The following is an 18370-nucleotide window of genomic DNA, read 5'->3' on the forward strand; positions in this document are numbered from 1 at the left end:
CCCCCGGACGTTGCGTGCCTACGTCCGGGGAGCGGTATGGCCATCACCTTCTACGACTATCCGCGCGCGCCCAGTCCTCGCCGGGCGCGTATTGTGCTCGCCGAGAAACAGATTCCGCACCAGACGATCGTCGTCGATCTCGCCGCGGGCGAACAGCGCGCCGGCGCCTATGCCGCAATCAACCCGGCGTTGACCGTGCCCGCGCTGGTCCTCGACGATGGCACGACGTTGACCGACAACGCGGGCATCGCCGCGTGGGCAGAGGCGGCCTGTCCCGACCCACCGCTGCTGGGAACCACGCCGATCGAAAAGGCGGAGGTGGCCAGCTGGACGCATCGCGTCGAGTTCGAATGTTTCGCGGCCATCGCCGAAGCGATGCGGAACAGTGCCGCGGCGATGAGGGATCGCGCTCTGCCCGGCCCCGAGGATTATTCGCAGATACCGGAACTGGCGGCGCGCGGGCGTGCCCGCCTGTCGCACTTCCTCGATCGCTTCGACCGGCATCTGGCGCATCGTCGCTTCGTCGCGACCGATCGCTTCACGGTCGCGGATATCGCCGCAGTGGTGGCGGTTGACTTTGCGAGGGTGGTTGGCGTGAAGCCGGTCGAGAGCCATCCGGGGATTCGCGGCTGGCGCGAAGGGCTGTCCGATCGGCCATCGCTGTCGCTCTGAACGGAGAAGAAAACGCATGAAAACGCGCGCCGCGGTCGCCTTCGCGCCGAAACAGCCGTTGGAGATCGTGGAGGTCGACCTAGAGGGACCGCGCGCAGGCGAAGTGCTGGTCGAAATCATGGCGACGGGCATTTGCCATACCGACAGCTACACGCTCGACGGGCTCGACAGCGAGGGCCGCTTCCCCGTCATTCTCGGCCACGAAGGCGCCGGCGTAGTGCGCGAGGTTGGCGCGGGCGTGACCAGTGTCGTGCCGGGCGACCATGTCATCCCGCTCTACACGCCTGAATGTCGCCAGTGTAAATCCTGCCTGTCGGGCAAGACCAATCTCTGCACCGCCATTCGCGGGACGCAAGGGCTTGGCGTCATGCCCGACGGCACCAGTCGCTTTTCTTATAAGGGGGAGATGCTGCACCATTATATGGGCTGCTCGACCTTCTCGAACTTCACCGTGCTGCCCGAAATCGCGGTGGCAAAGATCGACCCCGCCGCGCCGTTCGACAAGGCCTGTTACATTGGCTGCGGCGTGACGACCGGGGTCGGCGCCGTCGTCAACACCGCCAAGGTCGAACCCGGTGCCAATGTCGTGGTGTTCGGGCTCGGCGGTATCGGCCTCAACGTCATCCAGGGCGCCAAGCTGGTAGGCGCAGAGCGGATCGTCGGCGTCGACATCAACCCCGATCGCGAGGCGTGGGGTCGCCGCTTTGGCATGACCGATTTTGTCAACCCGCGCGATGTGTCCGACGTGGTCGCGCATCTCGTCGCGTTGCTCGACGGCGGCGCGGATTACAGTTTCGACTGCACCGGCAACACCGACGTCATGCGCCAGGCGCTCGAATGCTGCCATCGCGGCTGGGGGACGAGTATTATCATCGGCGTCGCCGAAGCCGGCAAGGAGATCGCAACCCGTCCGTTCCAGCTGGTCACCGGTCGCAACTGGCGCGGCACGGCATTCGGCGGTGCCAAAGGTCGCACCGACGTGCCCAAGATCGTCGACTGGTATCTCAAAGGGAAGATCGAGATCGACCCGATGATCACGCACGTCATGCCGCTGGAAGAAATCAATCGCGCTTTCGACCTGATGCACGCGGGCGAGAGCATTCGCAGCGTAGTCGTATATTGACCCGCAACTAAGGGAGGAGAGCCCGTGTACAGTCACATGATGGTCGGATCGAACGACATCGACCGTTCAAAGAAATTCTACGACGCCCTCTTCACGGCGATCGGCGGGCGTGAAGGCTTCGTCGATCCCAAAGGGCGACTGATGTATCTCCACAACGGCAATGCCTTCCTCGTCAGCAAACCGATTGACGGTCAGCCTGCGACGCACGCCAACGGCGCTACCGTCGGCTTTGCGATGGACAGCCCGGAGCAGGCCGACGCCTGGCACAAGGCTGGGCTCGAAGCCGGTGGCACTGCGATCGAAGATCCGCCCGGCGTGCGCGAGAGCATGAACATGTACCTCGCCTACCTGCGCGATCCCGACGGCAACAAACTCTGCGCGCTGCATCGGATGTGAGGGTCGGCTGACGCTGCGAGGCGATCCTAGCCCCTCCCCTGGAGGTGAGGGGTGAAGTCGCGACCATCTGCGAGGGCGCCCTCCCCCTCCGTCAGCCCGGACGTGATCCGGGGTCCCGCTTCTCTGCTGGCTCGGCAAAGCGAGAACCGGCCAACCCGAATCGAGGCCGAGGCGGCGCTGCGATGTGCGCGCCGCGTCAAGGCGCCGACGACATGAAGACGAAAAAGGCCGCGCCCCAGACAGGAGCGCGGCCTTTCAAATACCGTCCGGCGATCAGCCCTTCTTGAGGCTGAGCCCACCGAAGCGCTTGTTGAACTTCGCCACCTGACCGCCGGCGTCGAGCAGGCGCTGGTTGCCGCCGGTCCAGGCCGGGTGCGCGCTCGGGTCGATGTCGAGCTGCAGCGTGTCGCCTTCCTTGCCCCAGGTCGAGCGGGTCTCGAACACGGTGCCGTCGGTCAGCTGCACCTTGATCATGTGGTAGTCGGGATGGAGGTCCTGCTTCATGATATTCGTCCTCGATTGTCGGCTGGTTTCCGACCAGCCAAAGTTGGCGCGCGCTTAGCGGGCCCGCGTGAAAGAGGCAAGGCGCTGCACCGGCGACGACCGCCCCGTCAGGCGGGCGGGTCGGCGATCATCGCGGTGAAGCGTGCTTCGGCCGCAAGCTGCCCGTCGATCTCCGCGCGGCCCGCGAACTTGCAGATCGCGCGCTTGGCCTGAACGATTTCGGCATAGAGATGAAGGAGGACGCCGGGTTCGACGGGCTTGCGGAACTTCGCATCCTCGATCGTCATGAAATAGACGAGCTTGCCCGCATCGGCGAGACCCATGCTTTCGATGGCGAGAACGCCCGCCGCCTGCGCGAGAGCTTCGACGATCAGGACGCCGGGCATAATCGGACGCCCAGGGAAATGACCGGCGAAAAACGGCTCATTGATGCTGACCGCCTTGATCGCGTGGATCCGCTCGTTTGGAACGATCGTCTCGACCCGGTCGACCAGCAGCATCGGATAGCGATGCGGAAGCAACGCCATCACCCGGCGGACATCGCATGCGCCGGCAGTGGGGGTGGACGTCTGCACGCCCGCCCCCGTATCCACGGATCGACCCGATGCGCCGTCCGCCATCGATCAGCGCGTCTGCGGCTGCGGCGTCGGCGCCTGCGGGGTGGCGGGCTGCGCCGGCTGCGCAGCCTGAGCTCGCTGCTGAATCAGCGACCCCGGCTGGTAACCCGCCGGCGGCGTGATCGTAACGCTCGGCACCAACCGGTTGAGTTCGCCGACCACGGCCGCGTTCATGTTGGTCGCCGCCGACGCGTAAACGACGGCGTCGCTGGTGATCATCACCTGCACTCCGCGCGCCGTCGCCGCAGCCTGGATCGCCTCATTGAGGCGCAGCGTCACCTGCTCGCGCGCATAGGCACCAGCCAATTCATAGGGCTGGCTGATGCGGGAGAGCTCCTGCTGAGCAGCCTGGCCACGCGTCTGATAGGCCTGCGCCGCCTGCTGCAGCGCGGCGTCGTTGCGCGGCGTGCGCGCCTGCTCCTGCTGCACGCGCTGAGCGAGCGTGTTGAGCTCGGTCTGCAACGCCTGACCGCGCGTCTGATGCTGCTGGATCTGCGCAGCATAGGTGGTGCGGATTTGGTTGATCGCGTTCTGGTAGGCGCTCGACGACGACAGCACCGCGTCGACGTTCACCACGCCGACGGCAGGCGCGGCGGTGGCGGCGCCGCGGCTCTGCGCAGCGGAAACCGCCGGCGCCGCAACCGCCAGCGCGGCGAGACTGGCGGCGACAAGCCGCATCGAAGTGATTTTCATCATCAGAAGTTCGTTCCCACGTTGAAGCTGAAGGTCTTGGTGTCGTCACCGGGCTCGCGCAGCACGGCGTAGGCGAAATCGATGCGGAACGGGCCGAACGGCGAGCGCCAGTTGACCCCGGCGCCGACCGACACGCGCGGGTTCGGCGTGTTGCCGAGGAAGCGTTCGTCAAACGGACGGATACCCGCAAAGCCGGTCGGGCAGACGTTGAATTCGCCGGTCGGTGCGCCCGTCGCCGGTACCGTTTGCGTTCCGAACTGCGTCTGACCCGTCGCCTGGTTGCGGCACAGCGTCTTGTAATTGCCATCGGTGTCGCGGAAGCTCGCCAGCGTCGTCAGCGTCGGGGTCGCGACGTTCCACACCGCACCAACGTCGACGTAGATCGACGGCCGAAGGCCCATCTCCCGCGCACCCGAACCGAGCGGAATGTCGAGCTCGAGACGGCCGTGGTAGTAGGCTCGCCCACCGAGCGCATCGTCGATCGCGCGATCGCGGTCCTCGCTGATCACCGGCGCCGCCGGATTGGTGAGATCGATGTCGGTGTAGCGGATGACGCGCGGACCGACCCCGCGAATGTCGAACCCGCGCAACTGCGGTTCGCCCAGCTGGAAGCGGTCGGTCAGCCGCACCTGGTCCGCGCCGAGCGGCACGTTGTTGCTGCCGAACGGGTGGATGTAACCACCGTCCAGATAGGCCGAAAGCACGAAGCGACCGCCAAGACGAAAGTGCTTCGACGCCTGCGCGACCGTACGCAGATAGCTGACGTCGCCGCCTAGCCCCGCAAAGTCCTGGCTGAGCACAAGGCTCTGGCCCCGCGATGGCCGCAGACGATTGTCGCGATCGTCATAGACGAGCGAATAGCCGAGCAGCGACGTGGTGCGCTTGCCGATCGCCTCGCACAGATAGCGACCGGCGATCAGTGGATCGCACTGCCCGTTGAAATAATAAAGATTTTCGTCGAGCGACACGTCGTCGAAGTTGAGCGTGTAGCTGCCAAGCAGAGACAGATATTCGCTGAGGAGCACGCCCACGCGGACGGTCCCGCCCGTGGTTGTCTGCTGGAACGTCGTCTGCCGGGTATTGTTCAGGAAGTTGAAGCTGTTGAGGTCGCGCAGATACACCTGCGCCGACAGCGACAAATTCCGGTCGAACAGGTAGGGCTCAGTGAAGCCAAGCTCGAGCGCCTTGGTGAAGCTCGAATAATTGACCGACGCCGACAGCGTCTGCCCGAGGCCGCGGAAGTTGCGCTGGCGGATCGAACCCTGCAGCACGAAGCTTTCGATCGACGAGAAACCTGCGGACAGCGACAGTTCGCCGGTCGCGCGGTCTTCGACGTTCGCGTTCAACACTACGCGATCCGGCGCCGAGCCGGGCTGCTGCTCGATCTCGAAGTTTTCCTGGAAATAGCCGAGCGAGTTAATCCGGTCCTGCGTCCGACGAACGGAGAAGCTGTTGAAAGCATCGCCTTCGTTCAAGCGGAATTCGCGCCGGATCACCTTGTCTTGAGTGATCGTGTTGCCGTTGACGTTGATCGCCTCGACATAAACACGCGGCGTTTCGTTGACGTCGAAGGTGATCGACATGGTGCGATCTTCGCGATTGCGCTCGAACCGCGGCCGGATGTCGGCAAAGGCATAGCCGAGGAGGCCCGCCGTCTGGCTCAGGCTTTCGACCGTGTCTTCGACCAGCTTGCCGTTGTACCAGTCGCCTTCGCGCATCGGCAGCAGACGCTGCAGCGCCTCCGGCGTGAAGTCGCGCAGCTGGCTTTCGACGCGGACTGGGCCGAACCGATAACGCTCGCCCTCCTCCACCACATAGGTGATGATGAAGTCCTGATTATCGCTGGTCTGCTCAGCGACCGCCGACACCACCCGGAAATCGGCATAGCCCTGCGTCAAGTAGAATTGCCGCAGCTTTTGCTGGTCGAACGCGAGGCGGTCGGGGTCATAGGTCGTGTTGCCCGACAGAATGGAGGTCAGCCGCCGCTCCCGAGTCAGCATCTCGTCCTTGAGATCGCCATCGGAAAAGGCTTCATTGCCGATAATGTTGATCTGCCGCACGCGGCTGCGCGGGCCTTCGCTGATCTCATAGACGATATCGACGCGGTTCTGGTCGAGCCGCACCAACTGCGGTTCGACGGTCGCAGCAAACCGCCCCTGCCGCTTGTAGAGCTCGATGATGCGCGCAACGTCGGCGCGCACGCGGCTGCGCGTGTAAATCTGCCGCGGCGCGAGGCGCAGCTCCGGCGTGATCTTGTCGTCCTTGAGCCGGCTGTTGCCTTCGAGGATGATGCGGTTGATGACCGGGTTCTCGGTCACCTGGATGGTCAGTGCACCGTCGTTGTCCGTGATCTGGAAGTCGGCGAACAATTCGGTCTGCGCGAGGCGACGAAGCGCTGCGTCGAGCACCGCGGCGTTATACGCCTGCCCGACGCGCAGGTCGGCGTAGGCCCGCACGGTATCCGGCTCGAGCCGCTGGTTGCCGGTCACCGTGATCGAACGCACCGTCTGCGCCGGTGCAACCGCGGCCTGCGTCGGCGTCAACGGAGCCGTATTCACCGTCCCCGCGGGCGCGGTTGGCTGGGCGACGGGGGTTGTCTGCGCGAGCGCGACGCCCGGGAGCGCACTGGTCGAGATGAGCAACAGCAGCGTGGTGCGGGCAGAGGTCTTCAGCGTCACGAAATCCGTCCTAATCTCAACGCGAAACGCGCTGTAATGCCATCGCGGTTGCAGGGCGAGACGGCGTTGCGCAGGCGCTTGCGCCTGTCGCATCGCCCGCTTGATCCCGGGCGCGGCCCCTGTGCCCCAAGCGCGTCACCCGATCAACCCGGACAGGCGCTGCCACAACCCGATGTTGCCGAGGTCGTTGATCGTCACGACCACCATCAACGCCAGCAGCATCGCAAAGCCAAGCCGGTATGCGGCGGCCTGCGTCGCGACCGAGACCGGCCGCCGACGGATCGCCTCCACACCCATGAAGAGGAGATGTCCGCCGTCGAGCATCGGCAAGGGAAGCAGGTTCATCACCGCGAGATTGAGCGAAATGAGCGCCGCGAACAGCAGCAGCGCACGCCAGCCGAGCGTCGCCTGTTCCCCCGAACTTTTCGCGATCGCGACCGGTCCGCCGAGTTCGCTGATCGAGCGACGGCCGGTCACCATCTGGCCGATCACCGCCCCGGTCTGCTTGAGGATCATCCAGCTTTGCTGAACGGCGACGATCGGCGCCTCCACCACGCCGACCGAGCGCATCCGCACTTCCCCGCTGCGGATGCCGATAAGGCCGCGGTCGTAACGGTTGCCGAACCGGTCCACCATCGGCGAGCGTTTGGGCACGATGTCGACCGTCTGGCGTGCCCCGCCACGCTCGTAGGTAAGCGACAGCGTCTCGCCCGGGCGATGGACGACGAGCGGGGCAATATCGGTGTAGCTTTCGATCCGCTCGCCATCGAGCGCGACGATGCGATCCCCGGGGATGAGACCAGCCTCCGCCGCCGCGCTGCCCGCCACGACCGACCCGACCACGGGCTCCGCGCTCGGCTTTCCATAAACCAGCGCAAACGCCGACAGGATGAGCAACGCGAGCGCGAGGTTAGCGAGCGGCCCGGCAAAGACGGTGATCGCGCGTCGAGGGAGCGACGCGTTCAGAAAGCCATCGCTCGGCGCTGACTCGGACGATGGCCCCGACGCCGGCCCTTCGTCGCCCGCGAACTTCACATATCCGCCGAGCGGCAGCCATCCCACCTTCCACCGCGTTCCGGCGCGATCGGTCCAGCCAGCGACCTCTCGACCGATCCCGACCGAAAAGGTTTCTGCGCGAATGCCGCATTTGCGCGCCACCCAATAGTGCCCGAATTCATGGATGAACACGAGCGGCGCCAGCACGGCGACGAACGCCAGCAGCGTGAAGAGCAGCGACGGCGCTTCAAGCATCTAGGGCGGGAGGGAGCATGCTCGACATCTGCGCCCGCGTTTCGCGATCGAGGCTGAACACCTCATGAAGCGTCGCGGGCGCGGTCGGGCTATGCTGGTCCATCAGATGCTTCACGCGGTCGACGATATCGAGAAAGCCGATGCGCCCTTCGAGAAAGGCGGCGACCGCCACCTCATTGGCCGCGTTGAGCTGCGCGGGGCGCCCGCCCCCCTCTGCTATGGCGGCTCTCGCCATCGCCGTCGCAGGGAAGCGCACTTCGTCGACCGCCTCGAAATCCAGCCGCCCGATGCGCGCGAGATCCAGCCGCTCGCACGGCGTGTCGATGCGATCCGGCCAGGCGAGCGCGCTGGCGATCGGCACGCGCATGTCCGGCGGCCCGAGCTGCGCGATCGTCGATCCGTCGACATATTCGACCATCGAATGCACCACCGACTGCGGGTGAACGACGATGTCGAGCCGGTTGAGGCCCACGGGAAAAAGATGATAGGCCTCGATCAGTTCGAGCCCCTTGTTCATCATCGTTGCGCTGTCGACGCTGATCTTTGCGCCCATCGACCAGTTGGGGTGTGCCACCGCCTGCGCCGGGGTCCGCATCGCCAATTCCTCAAGCGGGAGGTTGCGAAACGGTCCGCCGCTGGCGGTCAGCGTGATCTTTGCCACCCGCTCGAGGTCGCCCGATAGGCACTGGAAGATGGCGTTATGCTCAGAGTCGACGGGGAGGATCGTGGCGCCCGATGCCTGGGCCGCAGCCATCATCAGCGCCCCGGCCGCGACCAAGCTCTCCTTGTTCGCGAGCGCCACGGTCTTGCCCTGTTCGATTGCCGCCATGGTCGGGGCGAGGCCGGCGCAGCCGACAATCGCGGCCATGGTCATGTCGACGTCGAGCCGCGCCGCTTCGACAAGTGCGCGCGGTCCGGCCGCGACGACAATGCCCTCCCCCGCCAGAGCCTTCCGGAGGTCGCCGACCAGCGTCTCGTCGCCGATCACCACGACCTGCGGGCGCAATTCCTTAGCCAGCGCCGCGAGCTGCTCGACGTTAGTTTGCGCCGTGAGCGCGACCACATTCCATTGATCGCGATGACGCCGGACAAGGTCGAGGGTGGAGCTGCCGACCGAGCCCGTCGCGCCGAAAACGGAGATGGTGCGCGCCATCAGTCCACTACCAGCCAGTGCAGGACGACCCACCCCAGCGCGCAGGCGGCGCAGACGAACAGCAGGCCGTCGACTCGATCGAGCACGCCGCCGTGCCCCGGGATGAGGCGGCTGGAGTCCTTGACGCCTGCGCGCCGCTTCAGCCAGCTTTCGTAAAAGTCCCCAATCTGCGCGACGATGGCAAGCCCCGAACCCATCGCAAAACCTGCGGCGATCCTGGGCGCGGTCCAATCGCCATGATAGGCGAACTGACCGTTCCACCACGCCCCGCCGAGGCCCGCCGCGATTATCCCGCCGACGAGGCCCGACCATGTCTTGGACGGACTGATGCGCGGCGCAATCTTGGGGCCACCCAACGTCCTGCCCGCAAAATAGGCGCCCGTATCGGTGAGCACCGTCACCAGCAGCGGCAGCAGCAGGTGCGGCAGTCCGATGCGGCGAAAGACGATCAACGTCATCACCGCCACCGCGACGAGCGCAATACCAAGCAGCACCTGTGCGAGCCGTGAAACCCCCGTGAACCCGATCCGCGCGAGCCGGACCCATTCAACCAGCGCCGCCACGCCGACGGCCATGGCGAACAGTTCGAAGACAGTCCCGCCCAGCCATGCCGCCGCCGCAGCGACCGCCAGCATGGCAATCGCCGATGCGACACGAATGCCCAGATCCGACCGCTTGCCTGCAGCACGGGCGGGCGAGGTGACTACGCTCGGCACCCCCATCAGAGCGCTCCGTAGCGCCGTTCGCGCCGCGCGAACTCCGCGCACGCGTCAGCAAGATGCTGCGGCGAAAAGTCGGGCCACAATGTGTCGACAAACAACATTTCCGCATAGGCCGCCTGCCACAGCAGGAAATTCGAAAGCCGCACTTCGCCGGACGTGCGGATAAGCAGGTCGAGCGGCGGCAGGCCGGCGGTGTCGAGATGCGCCTCGATCGCCTCGCAGGTGACCGGCTCGCCCCGCTCGGCAACGCGTTGAGCTGCCCGCACGATTTCGTCCTGCGCGCCGTAACCGAGCGCCACCGCCAGAGTCGTCCCGCTGTTCCCGGCGGTGCGTTCGAGGGCGTCCTCCAGCAACGCGCGCGATTCCGCGTCGAAGCGCGTCAGATCGCCGATGATGCGTAGACGCACCCCGGCTTCGACGAATTCCTCGAGATCGCTCGCGATGAAACGTTTCATGAGCGACATGAGATCGCTCACCTCGGTCTCCGGGCGGCGCCAGTTCTCGCTCGAAAACGCGTACAGCGTCAGCGCCTCGATGCCCAGATCGCCGGCGGCGCGGACGACCCGGCGCACCGCTTCCACGCCGGCGCGATGCCCCGCCACGCGCGGAAGGAAGCGCTTTTTCGCCCAGCGCCCGTTACCGTCCATGATGATCGCCACATGGCGCGGGGTGGACCCGGGACGCGGGACGGTCACTGGCCGAGAATTTCCTTTTCCTTCGCCGCCGACGCCGCGTCGATGTCGGCGATGGCTTTGTCGGTGAGCTTCTGCACCTCAGCCTCGAGCTTTTTCTGCTCGTCCTCGCTGATCTCGCCCTTCTTTTCGTCGACCTTGAGCGCGTCGTTGCCATCGCGACGCACATTGCGAACCGCGACGCGCGCCTTTTCCGCATATTGCCCTGCGAGCTTCGACAGCTCCTTGCGGCGCTCCTGCGTCATCTCGGGGATCGGCAAGCGCAGCGTCTGTCCATCGACGATCGGGTTGAGCCCGAGGCCAGCGGAGCGGATCGCCTTGTCGACCGGGCCCACGTTCGATTTGTCCCACACCTGCACCGACAGCATGCGCGGTTCCGGCGCGGTCACGCTGGCGAGCTGATTGATCGGCATGTGGCTGCCGTAAACCTCGACCGTCACCGGATCGAGCATGGCGCTGTTCGCGCGCCCCGTGCGCAGCCCCGCGAGGTCGCTTTTCAGCGCGTCCACCGCGCCGTTCATCCGCCGCTCGATGTCGGCCTTGTCATATTTCGGCATCTCAACTCTCCGTGTTGGCGACCGTGGTGGACTTCGCTTCGCCGCGCAAGACACGCGCGAGATTGCCCGGCTCGCGCACGTTGAAGACGACGATCGGGATGTCGTTGTCGCGGCACAGCGCAACCGCGCTCGCATCCATCACCCGCAAATTGTCGGCGAGCACCCGATCGTAGCTCAGCCGGTCATAGCGCGTCGCGTCGGGCACCAATTTCGGGTCGGCATCATAGACGCCGTCGACGCTGGTCCCTTTGAACAGCGCGTCGCAGCGCATTTCGGCCGCGCGCAGCGCCGCGCCGCTATCGGTAGTGAAGAACGGCGAGCCGACCCCCGCCGCGAAAATCACGATGCGCCCCTTTTGCAGGTGCCGCTGCGCACGGCGGCGGATGACCGGCTCGCACACCGCATCCATCTGCACTGCGGACTGAACCCTCGTGTCGACCCCGATCGATTCCAGCGCGGACTGCATCGCGAGCGCGTTCATGACCGTCGCGAGCATGCCCATATAGTCTGCAGTGGCGCGTTCGATGCCCTTGGCCGCGCCAGCCATCCCGCGGAAGATATTGCCGCCGCCGATCACCAGGCACAGCTCCAGCCCGGTGTCGCGCGCGGCCTTCACCTCCTGCGCCAGCGCAGCCACCGCATCGGCGTCGATGCCAAAGCCCTGCGGCCCCATCAACGCTTCCCCCGACAATTTGAGGAGGATGCGATGGTATGGCGGCTGACTCATGAGAAACCTTGATTTGCTGGGGCGCCCACCCCGCTGGCACGCGCAGGCGAGCGCCTAGACCAGCACGGCGGCAGTGCCAAGCCGCGAGCCCATCGACAGGTCGCTAAGGCGAGAAGGGGCCGGCGCGAAAGATCCTGCGCGGGTGCGCAGGTCTTTTCAGGTCAGCGAGTAAATGACGCAGGCGGTGTCGCTGATGCGTTGCAGGGGCGGACGCAGTGTGACGATATTGACCGGCTCGGCTGCTCCCGCGCCGGGCGGGGGCGGCGCTGGTGGTGGCGGGGGCGCCGGTGGCGGCGGCGGTGGCGCGCCGCCAAAGCTCTCGGAAACATCCCGCGAAGCTGCGCTCCCGGTGTAGCTCGGCCAACCCGCGAGCACGTCGGTCCGGCAGACGCGGCCCGAGGGGTCGATGATCTTGACCGCGCCGAGCGTCGCTCCAACCGCCCGAGCGGACTCGGTGGCGCGACCTCGGGCGTCCTGCGCTGCGGCGACGGCCATGCGGGAGAGCGTCGCGCTGTCGGGCAGTAGCGACCATTGCACCGGAGTCACCAAAGTCGGACGAGCCGCCACCACGGTCGCGTAAACCGGCTCGATGACGGCGATGTCGAGCACGGTGATCATCACCGTGCCGGTCACCTCGTACCGTTCGATGCGGTCGGGCCGCGGGCGGACATTGCCCTGCTCGTCCCTGTACTGCTCGAAAATCGGCCGCGTACTGAAGGTGGTGGTGAATTGGACCCGCTGCGCCCCGTGCTGACGCAGCGCCACATCCAGCTCACGCGAACGGCGGTTGGCGAGATCGGTTGCGTTGGCCGGATCACGCGCGAATTCGGTGAAGGTGGCGACGAAGCTCGCGCGATTGGCGGGCAGATCGGCGTGGACCGATCCCATCGCAGCGATGACGGGATCGCGCATCCACCATGGGGCGGGAACGTAGCGCGCGCCAAGCTCCGCTGGCGGAACCTGCGCGGCAGCGGCGGTCGCCGTGGCCGACATCACCGCGCCCAAAATCAGCTTTTTGAAAACGCCCATCGCTCAACCCCCCTCGGCGATTGTTCGACCGATGTATGCGTGGACACGGCGGGGCTGACCAGCCGTTCGGCACAAAAAGAAAAGGGCGGCCCCGACGGACGCCCTTCTCTGTTCGATGATGCGCGAAGCGAGCGATCAGACGCCCGCGGCGGCGGCGACTTCGGCGGCGAAGTCGCTCTCTTCCTTCTCGATGCCCTCACCCAGCTGCATCCGCACGAACTTGGTGAGCGTGATCGTCGCGCCGGCGTCCTTGCCCGCGGCGGCGATGACCTCGGCCACCGGGGTCTTGCCGTCCATCACGAAGGGCTGGCTGAGCAGCGCGTTTTCCTTGCGGAACTTGGCCATCGCGCCGTCGACCATCTTGGCGACGATGTCGGCGGGCTTGCCGCTCTCCGCCGCCTTTTCCTCGGCGATGGCGCGTTCACGCGACACGAGGTCGGCGTCGAGCGCTTCACCGGTCAGCGCCAGCGGGTTCGCAGCCGCGACGTGCATCGCCAGCTGCTTGCCGAGCTGCTGCAGCGCGGCTTCGTCGGCGCTCGATTCGAGCCCGACGAGCACGCCGATCTTGCCCATGCCCGGCGCCGTCGCCGTGTGGACGTAGCTGACGACGGTGCCTTCGCGCACCTCGACCAGCTCGGCGCGGCGCAGCGTCTGGTTCTCGCCGATGGTGGCGATGTTGTTCGTCAGCTTTTCCTCGACCGTGCCGCCGCCGGGGTAGGCAGCAGCCTTGATCGCGGCGACGTCGGTCGCCTTTTCGTCGAGCACGAGCTGCGTCACCGACCGAACGAAGTCCTGGAACTGTTCGTTCTTAGCGACAAAATCGGTTTCGGAATTGACCTCGACCAAAGCGCCGCGGGTGCCGCTGGTTGCTGCACCGACGAGGCCTTCGGCGGCAACGCGGCTCGCCTTCTTGGCGGCGGCGGCGAGGCCCTTTGCGCGCAGCCAGTCGACCGCGGCTTCGACGTCACCATTGGTTTCGGCGAGCGCCTTCTTACAGTCCATCATGCCGGCGCCGGTGCGCTCGCGCAGATCCTTGACGGTAGCAGCCGTAACTTCGGCCATGCTGTTCACTCCTGATGAGTTGGGATGTGGCGAAGCCGCCGCGGCGTTTAGACCTGCGACGGCTGCGCGAAAGATTTACGACGGGCGGAGCGGAGCCCCGCCGTCCCCGCTTCAGGCCTGGGCAGCCTCGGCCGGCTGCGCGTCAGCGCCGGCGTCGAGCGGCATCGACTCGGACGGCGCGGTGTCTTCGACCGCAGCATCGTCACCCAGCGCGGCTTCCGCCGGCGGCTCGTCCATCGAACCGATGTCGAAGCCTTGGTTGGCCATATTGTCCTGACCACCACGGGTCGCCGCCTGCGCGATTGCTTCGCAGTAGAGGCGGATGGCGCGGCTCGCGTCATCGTTCGCCGGCACCGGGAAGGCGATGCCGTCGGGCGACGCGTTCGAATCGAGGATCGCGACGACCGGAATGCCCAGCGTATTGGCTTCCTTGATCGCCAGCATTTCCTTGTTGGCGTCGATCACGAACATGACATCGGGGATGCCGCCCATGTCGCGGATGCCGCCGAGGCTCGCTTCAAGCTTGTCGCGCTCGCGAGTCAGCTGCAGCGCTTCCTTCTTGGTGATGCCCGCAGCGCCGTCGGCCAGCTTTTCCTCGAGTGTCTTGAGACGCTTGATGGAATTGGCGATTGTCTTCCAGTTGGTGAGCATGCCGCCCAGCCAGCGGTGGTTGACAAAATGCTGCCCCGACTGGCGCGCGGCGTCGGCGACGGCTTCGCTCGCCTGACGCTTGGTGCCGACGAACAGCACCTTGCCGCCTGCGGCGACGGTCGAGTTCACGAAATCAAGCGCGCGCTGAAACAGCGGCACGGTCTGCGACAGGTCGAGGATGTGCACGCCGTTGCGCTGGCCGAAGATGTACGGCTTCATGCGCGGGTTCCAGCGATGCGTCTGGTGGCCGAAGTGAGCGCCGGCCTCGATCAATTGCTGAAGAGTGACGGTGGGAGCCGCCATAGGTCATTTCCTTCCGGTTAGTCCGCTGGCGGGCAAGAAACCGCGTCCGTCACGAACGCAGCACCGGTATGTGACCCGCCATGTGGGTTGAACGGCGCGCGCCTAGCCTAGCCACGCTTGAAATGCAAGCGCGCCAGCTCTGCCGCGCCCCCTCTCCGTGGGTTGCCGCCGGGCGTTGACACGGTATGTGTTCAGGAACATAACGAGAACTACGAGCGGTGCGAGCCTCAATTGTTCGGTCGGAGTCGATCCAAACCAACGGTTGCGGGCGGCGGGGGAGAGAAGAATGGCGACGGTACTGGTGACCTTGTTGTTTGTGGCGCTGCTCACGGCGGGAGGGATCGTGTTGCACCGCGAGCTTAGTCGCCCGCTCGATCTGGCGTGGCGCGACACGCGGTTCGTTGCTGCGGTGTACGGGATCGAGGTTGCACGTCGCGCCTCGCCAGCTCGAGCGTTTCGAGCCGCGGCTTCGGTTAACCCGCGGCCTCTGCTCGCCGCCGCTTGACCCGCCCGTAGGCGAGCGTCGCGAACGGCAGGCAAAGGATGTAGAGCAGCGTCAGGGCACCGATCGTCCACCAGGGGTTGGTGACCAGCGCAGCACCGAGCAATCCGACCGCCGCCAGCGCCGGCAGGCGCCATGCCTGCGGCAGACGGATGCTCGTCCAGCTATAGGTGGCAAAGCTCGAAATGAGCATCGCGGCGGTCACCGCCGTCCAGGGCATGACCAGCCACCAGTGGCGAAAGATTTCCTCGCCCGTCGCCAGCCACGCGACCAGCGGCAGCAGCGCCATGCCGGCCCCCGCGGGCGCGGGCACGCCGGTGTTGAAGCCCGCCGATTTGCGGGGTTGATGCTCCACGTCGATGTTCGAATTGAACCGCGCGAGGCGAAGCGCCGCGCAAAGGGCGTGGGCCAAGGCAATCGTCCAACCGAATTTCGGCGCCGATTGCAGCGACCATAGATAGAGGATGACAGCAGGCGCCACGCCGAATGCGATTACGTCCGACAGCGAATCCAGCTCGGCGCCGAAGCGGCTGTTGGCTCGCAGAAGGCGCGCGACCCGACCGTCCACCCCGTCGAGCATGGCAGCAACCACGGTCGACGCGACCGCCAGCTCCCACTGGTCGGAAATGGCGAACCGAACGGCGGACAAACCAAAGCACAGTGCCAACGCGGTAATGGCATTCGGCGCGAAGCTGCGCAGTGGGATGCCGCGCGCCGTGCGGCGGACGGGCGCGTTGTTCGACATCAGCCGGCGATGCCCTGGCGTGAGCCCGCGTCTCCGATCCGCGCGAGGATCGTTTCACCTGCCACTGTGCGCTGGCCCGACAGGACAGCAGGTTGCGTGCCGACCGGGAGGTAGACATCCACCCGGCTGCCGAAGCGGATAAGCCCGACGCGCTGACCCACCTCGACCTGCTGCCCGGGCTTCACAAAGCCAACGATGCGCCGCGCGACGAGACCGGCAATCTGCGTGAACCCGACCTTCACCCCGTCGTCCCGCTCGATCAGGAAATGTTGCCGCTCATTGTCTTCGCTCGCCTTGTCGAGTTCGGCATTGAGGAAGACGCCGGCGACATAGTGACGGCGGCTGACCGTGCCGCTGACCGGCGCGCGCTGGATATGAACGTCGAACACGCTCATGAAGATTGAGACGCGGGTTACCGGCACATCGTCCATCGCGCCCGCCCCGACCAATTCGGGCGGCGGGGCTGCGCGATCGATCATCGTGATCAGCCCGTCCGCAGGCGCGACGATCAGCGCCGGATCGGTCGGGGTGGACCGAATGGGATCGCGGAAAAACGCGGCCACCCACAGGGTGATGCCGGCCATCGGCCAGGCGAGCGTCTCCCACGCCATCCATGCAAAGAACAGCGTCAGCGCGGCGGCGATCAGGAGGAAACGACGGCCTTCCGGATGGACCGCCGGGCGTAGCCAGCGCGCCCGGGCGCCAGGCTGGTTCGTGGGTGTCGGCAGCTCGCTCGCCGGGTCGTCGGACGGAAGCGGCGCCGCATTTCGGGCGCTGTCGGCGGTCGCCATCTTCACCTCGGGCGGCGGCGCGTCGGGAAGCAGGTCGTTGGGCATCATGCTCCAGAGGATTGCTAATTGTTCACCGTCCCTAGAGGGTCGGCAAGAGCGGCACAATGCGCCTTCACAACGGGTCCGCCGGTTGCACCAAGGGCGCCCTCGTCCTAAAGGCCGCGCCAAACGCCCGGTCGATGCGGGCGCGGCTCCCCATCAGATGAGAGAGTAGGTTCGCATGGCGAAGATCAAGGTCAAGAACCCGGTCGTCGAGCTCGACGGCGACGAGATGACGCGGATCATCTGGCAGTGGATCCGGGAGCGCCTGATCCTCCCCTACCTCGACATCGACCTCAAATATTACGACCTCGGCGTCGAACATCGCGACGCGACCGCGGACAAGGTCACTGTCGACGCCGCGAATGCGATCAAGGAACATGGGGTGGGCGTCAAATGCGCCACCATCACCCCCGACGAAGCGCGCGTCGAGGAATTCAAGCTCAAGAAAATGTGGAAGTCGCCGAACGGCACGATCCGCAACATCCTCGGCGGCGTGGTGTTTCGCGAACCGATCGTGATCGACAACGTGCCCCGGCTGATCCCCGGCTGGACGAACCCGATCGTCGTTGGGCGCCATGCCTTTGGCGATCAGTATAAGGCCACCGATTTCCTCGTCCCCGGCCCCGGCAAGCTGCGGCTCGTGTGGGAAGGCGACAATGGCGAGAGCATCGATGAGGAGGTGTTCCACTTCCCATCGAGCGGCGTCGCGATGGGCATGTACAACCTCGACGATTCGATCCGCGACTTTGCGCGCGCGTGCATGAACTACGCGGTCGGGCGCGGCTGGCCGCTGTATCTGTCGACCAAGAACACCATCCTCAAGGCCTATGACGGACGCTTCAAGGACATCTTCCAGGAAGTTTTTGACAGCGAATTCAAGGATAAGTTCGCCGCCGCTGGCACGGTGTACGAACATCGCCTGATCGACGACATGGTGGCATCCGCGCTCAAGTGGAACGGCAAGTTTGTTTGGGCATGCAAGAACTACGACGGCGACGTGCAGTCGGATCAGGTCGCTCAGGGCTTTGGTTCGCTCGGACTGATGACGTCGGTGCTGCTGTCGCCCGATGGAAAGACGGTCGAAGCCGAGGCGGCGCACGGGACCGTCACGCGCCACTATCGCCAGCATCAGCAGGGCAAGGCAACGTCGACCAATCCGATCGCGTCGATCTTCGCCTGGACGCAGGGCCTGTCTTATCGCGGCAAGTTCGACGACACGCCCGACGTGGTGCGCTTCGCCGAAACGCTCGAGCAGGTGTGCATCAAGACGGTCGAGGGCGGTGACATGACCAAGGACCTCGCCATCCTGATCGGCCCCGATCAGAAGTGGCTGACCACCGAGCAATTTTTCGAGGCGATCGTCCGCAATCTCGAAATCGAAATGGGACGTTGGAGCTGAACTAGCCCGACCAAAACCTGGAGGGGCCGGCTGCGGAAAACCCGCTGCCGGCCCCTTTCGC

General features: G+C 65.7%; 19 protein-coding genes. 4 read left to right on the forward strand and 15 right to left on the reverse strand.

All coding sequences use genetic code 11. From position 1 onward, the window contains the following. Positions 1 to 36 precede the first annotated feature (36 nt). From ACRYJK_RS04310 to ACRYJK_RS04320, 3 genes are read left to right on the forward strand one after another with little or no spacing between them, the layout of a single operon-like run. On the forward strand, positions 37 to 672 hold the full coding sequence (locus ACRYJK_RS04310; RefSeq protein WP_482666340.1) for a glutathione S-transferase family protein: 636 nt from the start codon (positions 37 to 39) through the stop codon (positions 670 to 672). Positions 673 to 688: 16 nt separating this feature from the next. Continuing rightward, positions 689 to 1795 carry an S-(hydroxymethyl)glutathione dehydrogenase/class III alcohol dehydrogenase gene (locus ACRYJK_RS04315; RefSeq protein WP_482666341.1) on the forward strand — a complete coding sequence of 369 codons (1107 nt, stop codon included), beginning with the start codon at positions 689 to 691 and terminating at the stop codon, positions 1793 to 1795. A 24-nt stretch (positions 1796 to 1819) separates the two neighbouring features. Continuing rightward, positions 1820 to 2191: a VOC family protein gene (locus ACRYJK_RS04320; protein ID WP_482666342.1), complete on the forward strand. Its 372-nt coding sequence runs from the start codon at positions 1820 to 1822 to the stop codon at positions 2189 to 2191. 273 nt (positions 2192 to 2464) lie between these two features. Here the strand turns inward: ACRYJK_RS04320 and rpmE are convergent, their stop codons facing one another. From rpmE to ACRYJK_RS04395, 15 genes are all read right to left on the reverse strand, one after another. Continuing rightward, positions 2465 to 2695: a 50S ribosomal protein L31 gene (gene rpmE, locus ACRYJK_RS04325; RefSeq protein WP_482666343.1), complete on the reverse strand. Its 231-nt coding sequence runs from the start codon at positions 2693 to 2695 to the stop codon at positions 2465 to 2467. A gap of 107 nt (positions 2696 to 2802) precedes the next feature. Beyond that, positions 2803 to 3288, reverse strand: a complete 486-nt coding sequence (gene fabZ / locus ACRYJK_RS04330; protein WP_482666344.1) for a 3-hydroxyacyl-ACP dehydratase FabZ — start codon at positions 3286 to 3288, stop codon at positions 2803 to 2805. A gap of 30 nt (positions 3289 to 3318) precedes the next feature. Next, positions 3319 to 4005 (reverse strand): OmpH/Skp family outer membrane protein, encoded by a 687-nt coding sequence (locus ACRYJK_RS04335; RefSeq protein ID WP_482666345.1) that lies wholly within the window; start codon positions 4003 to 4005, stop codon positions 3319 to 3321. A gap of 2 nt (positions 4006 to 4007) precedes the next feature. Beyond that, entirely contained in the window at positions 4008 to 6677 is a 2670-nt protein-coding gene (gene bamA, locus ACRYJK_RS04340) for an outer membrane protein assembly factor BamA (protein WP_482667396.1), read from the reverse strand. A gap of 141 nt (positions 6678 to 6818) precedes the next feature. Next, positions 6819 to 7934, reverse strand: a complete 1116-nt coding sequence (gene rseP, locus ACRYJK_RS04345) for an RIP metalloprotease RseP (RefSeq protein ID WP_482666346.1) — start codon at positions 7932 to 7934, stop codon at positions 6819 to 6821. Beyond that, a complete protein-coding gene (gene dxr, locus ACRYJK_RS04350) occupies positions 7927 to 9087 on the reverse strand; it encodes a 1-deoxy-D-xylulose-5-phosphate reductoisomerase (RefSeq protein ID WP_482666347.1) in 1161 nt (386 codons plus the stop codon). Before dxr ends, rseP begins: the two co-directional genes overlap by 8 nt. Next, positions 9087 to 9809: a phosphatidate cytidylyltransferase gene (locus tag ACRYJK_RS04355; RefSeq protein ID WP_482666348.1), complete on the reverse strand. Its 723-nt coding sequence runs from the start codon at positions 9807 to 9809 to the stop codon at positions 9087 to 9089. The genes dxr and ACRYJK_RS04355 overlap by 1 nt, the downstream gene beginning before the upstream one ends. Further along, the gene (gene uppS / locus ACRYJK_RS04360) at positions 9809 to 10504 is read right to left on the reverse strand and encodes a polyprenyl diphosphate synthase (RefSeq protein WP_482666349.1); all 696 of its coding nucleotides are present in this window, start codon (positions 10502 to 10504) and stop codon (positions 9809 to 9811) included. The genes ACRYJK_RS04355 and uppS overlap by 1 nt, the downstream gene beginning before the upstream one ends. Beyond that, positions 10501 to 11058, reverse strand: a complete 558-nt coding sequence (frr, locus tag ACRYJK_RS04365) for a ribosome recycling factor (protein WP_482666350.1) — start codon at positions 11056 to 11058, stop codon at positions 10501 to 10503. The genes uppS and frr overlap by 4 nt, the downstream gene beginning before the upstream one ends. A gap of 1 nt (position 11059) precedes the next feature. Further along, positions 11060 to 11785, reverse strand: coding sequence for a UMP kinase (gene pyrH / locus ACRYJK_RS04370; protein ID WP_482666351.1), 726 nt, complete (start codon positions 11783 to 11785; stop codon positions 11060 to 11062). Between the two features lie 156 nt (positions 11786 to 11941). Next, on the reverse strand, positions 11942 to 12814 hold the full coding sequence (locus ACRYJK_RS04375) for an SIMPL domain-containing protein (protein ID WP_482666352.1): 873 nt from the start codon (positions 12812 to 12814) through the stop codon (positions 11942 to 11944). 135 nt (positions 12815 to 12949) lie between these two features. Further along, positions 12950 to 13876 carry a translation elongation factor Ts gene (gene tsf, locus ACRYJK_RS04380; RefSeq protein ID WP_482666353.1) on the reverse strand — a complete coding sequence of 309 codons (927 nt, stop codon included), beginning with the start codon at positions 13874 to 13876 and terminating at the stop codon, positions 12950 to 12952. Positions 13877 to 13987: 111 nt separating this feature from the next. After that, positions 13988 to 14830 carry a 30S ribosomal protein S2 gene (gene rpsB / locus ACRYJK_RS04385; RefSeq protein ID WP_482666354.1) on the reverse strand — a complete coding sequence of 281 codons (843 nt, stop codon included), beginning with the start codon at positions 14828 to 14830 and terminating at the stop codon, positions 13988 to 13990. Positions 14831 to 15303: 473 nt separating this feature from the next. After that, positions 15304 to 16077 (reverse strand): CDP-alcohol phosphatidyltransferase family protein, encoded by a 774-nt coding sequence (locus tag ACRYJK_RS04390; RefSeq protein WP_482666355.1) that lies wholly within the window; start codon positions 16075 to 16077, stop codon positions 15304 to 15306. Further along, positions 16077 to 16916, reverse strand: a complete 840-nt coding sequence (locus ACRYJK_RS04395; RefSeq protein ID WP_482666356.1) for a phosphatidylserine decarboxylase — start codon at positions 16914 to 16916, stop codon at positions 16077 to 16079. The genes ACRYJK_RS04390 and ACRYJK_RS04395 overlap by 1 nt, the downstream gene beginning before the upstream one ends. A gap of 172 nt (positions 16917 to 17088) precedes the next feature. On the opposite strand from ACRYJK_RS04395, the gene ACRYJK_RS04400 reads away from it, so the two are divergent. After that, positions 17089 to 18309 (forward strand): NADP-dependent isocitrate dehydrogenase, encoded by a 1221-nt coding sequence (locus tag ACRYJK_RS04400; protein ID WP_482666357.1) that lies wholly within the window; start codon positions 17089 to 17091, stop codon positions 18307 to 18309. Positions 18310 to 18370 lie beyond the last annotated feature (61 nt).

Source organism: Sphingomonas sp. BLHR8 (assembly GCF_056821725.1).

Excerpts from the sequence above, each read along its gene's own strand:
- ACRYJK_RS04315 (WP_482666341.1), top strand. The coding sequence starts at position 689 with ATGAAAACGCGCGCCGCGGTCGCCTTCGCGCCGAAACAGCCGTTGGAG.
- ACRYJK_RS04375 (WP_482666352.1), bottom strand. The coding sequence starts at position 12,814 with ATGGGCGTTTTCAAAAAGCTGATTTTGGGCGCGGTGATGTCGGCCACG.
- pyrH (WP_482666351.1), bottom strand. The coding sequence starts at position 11,785 with ATGAGTCAGCCGCCATACCATCGCATCCTCCTCAAATTGTCGGGGGAA.
- rpmE (WP_482666343.1), bottom strand. The coding sequence starts at position 2,695 with ATGAAGCAGGACCTCCATCCCGACTACCACATGATCAAGGTGCAGCTG.
- dxr (WP_482666347.1), bottom strand. The coding sequence starts at position 9,087 with ATGGCGCGCACCATCTCCGTTTTCGGCGCGACGGGCTCGGTCGGCAGC.
- ACRYJK_RS04395 (WP_482666356.1), bottom strand. The coding sequence starts at position 16,916 with ATGATGCCCAACGACCTGCTTCCCGACGCGCCGCCGCCCGAGGTGAAG.
- frr (WP_482666350.1), bottom strand. The coding sequence starts at position 11,058 with ATGCCGAAATATGACAAGGCCGACATCGAGCGGCGGATGAACGGCGCG.
- ACRYJK_RS04355 (WP_482666348.1), bottom strand. The coding sequence starts at position 9,809 with ATGGGGGTGCCGAGCGTAGTCACCTCGCCCGCCCGTGCTGCAGGCAAG.
- ACRYJK_RS04390 (WP_482666355.1), bottom strand. The coding sequence starts at position 16,077 with ATGTCGAACAACGCGCCCGTCCGCCGCACGGCGCGCGGCATCCCACTG.
- ACRYJK_RS04310 (WP_482666340.1), top strand. The coding sequence starts at position 37 with ATGGCCATCACCTTCTACGACTATCCGCGCGCGCCCAGTCCTCGCCGG.
- rseP (WP_482666346.1), bottom strand. The coding sequence starts at position 7,934 with ATGCTTGAAGCGCCGTCGCTGCTCTTCACGCTGCTGGCGTTCGTCGCC.
- ACRYJK_RS04400 (WP_482666357.1), top strand. The coding sequence starts at position 17,089 with ATGGCGAAGATCAAGGTCAAGAACCCGGTCGTCGAGCTCGACGGCGAC.
- ACRYJK_RS04335 (WP_482666345.1), bottom strand. The coding sequence starts at position 4,005 with ATGAAAATCACTTCGATGCGGCTTGTCGCCGCCAGTCTCGCCGCGCTG.
- rpsB (WP_482666354.1), bottom strand. The coding sequence starts at position 14,830 with ATGGCGGCTCCCACCGTCACTCTTCAGCAATTGATCGAGGCCGGCGCT.
- tsf (WP_482666353.1), bottom strand. The coding sequence starts at position 13,876 with ATGGCCGAAGTTACGGCTGCTACCGTCAAGGATCTGCGCGAGCGCACC.